The 2282-nt window shown below is 73.6% G+C and carries 3 protein-coding genes; all 3 read right to left on the bottom strand.

Features of this window, described 5'->3' with window-relative positions:
- Positions 1-144: 144 nt before the first annotated feature.
- The 3 genes from ADK55_RS40960 to ADK55_RS13775 all read right to left on the bottom strand — a co-directional run bounded on the left by ADK55_RS40960 (position 145) and on the right by ADK55_RS13775 (position 2191).
- Positions 145-330, bottom strand: a complete 186-nt coding sequence (locus ADK55_RS40960; RefSeq protein ID WP_351920999.1) for a putative leader peptide — start codon at positions 328-330, stop codon at positions 145-147.
- A gap of 49 nt (positions 331-379) precedes the next feature.
- Positions 380-838 carry an RrF2 family transcriptional regulator gene (locus ADK55_RS13780; RefSeq protein ID WP_053678515.1) on the bottom strand — a complete coding sequence of 153 codons (459 nt, stop codon included), beginning with the start codon at positions 836-838 and terminating at the stop codon, positions 380-382.
- 150 nt (positions 839-988) lie between these two features.
- Entirely contained in the window at positions 989-2191 is a 1203-nt protein-coding gene (locus ADK55_RS13775; protein WP_107089181.1) for an acyl-CoA dehydrogenase, read from the bottom strand.
- Positions 2192-2282 lie beyond the last annotated feature (91 nt).

The raw sequence follows: 2282 nt of genomic DNA, 5'->3' as shown, positions 1-2282 counted from the left end.
TCGCACACGTGAGGGCGAAGGCGCCCGAGCGCTGAGACCGACCGGGCGGGACCGCCCGGCCGGCGGCGAGCCGATCCGCACGTGGGGGCGGCCCAGTGGACCGGCCCAGTGGACCGGCCCTGCGGATCGGGCCTGTGGAAGGTGTCAGGCAGGCTGACAGATGGCGCTGGAGGTACGGACCAGGTCGATGTGTCGACGGGAGGTCAGGGGCGACCCACGGCGTGCGTGATGCGGTGTTCGCACGGCCACCTCCCTGATTTCCTGGTTTTCCCACCGGGTTGGTAGGCATATTGGCAGACGGCACCACCCGCCCCAAGAGGTTGACCACATACTGGACGCCGCAATCTCGCGATGCGAGAAAGCGCAGATGGGTCGAGGGTCAGGGATTGGTCCAGGCCTCGGGGGTGCGGGCCAGCGCGGAGACGTCGGCGGGCAGTTGGGACGACGCGACGTCGGCGAGCGACACGCCGTCGAGGATCTCGCGCACGTTGGCCCGCAACGCGATCCACAGGGGCAGGAGTGCCTCGGCCGGGCCGGTGTAGGACAGGTCCGGCGGGCGGACCCCGCGCACCGAGACGAGTGGTCCGTCCACGACGCGGATGACATCGGCGATGCTGATGGACTCGGCGGGCTTGGCCAGGCGGTATCCGCCGTTGCCGCCGCGCCGGCTGAGCACGAGGCCGCCCCGGCGCATGTCGTTCAGGATGCCTTCGAGGAATTTGTGCGGGATGTCCTGGGCTTCGGCGATGGCCTCCGCTTTCAGTGGCCCGTCATGCTGTGACCCGGCGAGCTGTAGTGCGGCACGTACCGCGTAGTCCGCCCTGGCTGAGATCCGCATACCGGCATTATCCCGTACAGCGCCGGTCGACGTCCCCGGCCGATGTCCCGGGGCGATGTCCCGGGGCGATGTCCGGCGCCGCGGGCCGCCGGCCGGGACGCGTGTCCACGTCGGGTGGTGGTGGACACGGGTCCCGCACGGGGCCGGCGGTCAGTGGAAGGTCGCCGCCACCGCGCGGTGGGAGCCGTTGAGGTAGTGCTCCCCGATCGAGCGCAGGCGGTGCGCGGCGGGGTGGTGGGCGGTCAGGACCCGCGCGTTGCGCCAGAAGCGGTCCAGGCCGGGGGCGTCCGCGAGTTCCAACACCCGCGCGGTGATGTGCAGGGCGGCCTTCGACGTCACCGTCTCGGCCGTGGCGACCAGGGCCGAGACGCCCGCGGCTTCCTCGTCGTCGAGCCGGCCGCCCGTGTCGAGGGCCTGCGCCATCATCTCCGTCGCTCGGTCGACCACGGCGGTGGCGGTCTGGGCGGCGGTGGCGAGTTCCCCGTACGTCAGGAAGAGGTCCGGGTCCGTACCGGGCAGCCGGTACGCACGGCCGCCCCTGCTGAGGTCGCGTGCCTCGCTGAGCGCGCCCTCGACGATGCCCAGGCCGACGTGGCACAGGGCGAGCCGGAGCGCCGGCTCGGCCAGCGCGGTGAAGGGCGCGGTCGACTCCTCGTCGTCCGGCCGGCGGCCGAGTACCTGGCCGGGCGGGATGGTGACCCGGTCGAGGATCACCTCGCCCGCGCCGCCGACGCGCTGCCCGAGGCGGTCGTGGGCGGGTTCGACGGTCACGCCCCGCGCGCCGGGCGGGATCAGTACGGTCAGGACGTCACCGGTCGCGGCGCAGCGGGCGTCGACCACGATCTGGTCGGCGACGGCGACCGCCGTGTCCACGAACCGACACCCGTTCAGGACGTGGCCGTTGTCGCGCGGCCTCAGCGTGAGGTCCTGTCCGTCGGTGTCGTCGTCGGGCGCGATGCCGCGGAACGCACCCGTCCACAGCCACTGCGCCCGCACCGACTCCTCTTCGAGCGCGTCCGCGTGGGGCCGACTCGCGTGGAAGCGGCCGCTCCAGGCGTGGACGTAGTGGCGGGCGAGCACCTCGCCGACGGAGCTGTCCGCCGAGGCGACCCTCCGAATGACGGCGCATCCCGTGCGCCAGTCCGTCCCGCGCTCCGGCGTCGGCGGGGTGAGGGCCGCGAGCAGGCCGGCCTCGCGCAGTCGGGCCACCTCGTCGGTCGGCGGCCTGCCCGCCTGGTCGCGGGCGAGGGCGTCCGCGGCGAGGTCGTCCGCCACATCGCGGGTGGTGCGTACAAGTGCCCGGCGCCGCTCGGCGGCGGTTGTGCGGTCGAGGGTGCTCGGTGTCGTCGGCACGGGCGTCACCGACAGGCCCGGGCGCCGCCGCGTGGCGCTGGGCGGACGGCGGTGCCATGGGGGACGGCAGTGGTCATGTCGGCTACTCCGG

This window comes from Streptomyces sp. WM4235 (assembly GCF_001279725.1).
In the GTDB taxonomy this organism is placed as follows: domain Bacteria; phylum Actinomycetota; class Actinomycetes; order Streptomycetales; family Streptomycetaceae; genus Streptomyces.
This window is presented reverse-complemented; position numbering and strand designations above follow the sequence as displayed.

Excerpts from the sequence above, each read along its gene's own strand:
- ADK55_RS40960 (WP_351920999.1), bottom strand. The coding sequence starts at position 330 with ATGTGGTCAACCTCTTGGGGCGGGTGGTGCCGTCTGCCAATATGCCTA.
- ADK55_RS13780 (WP_053678515.1), bottom strand. The coding sequence starts at position 838 with ATGCGGATCTCAGCCAGGGCGGACTACGCGGTACGTGCCGCACTACAG.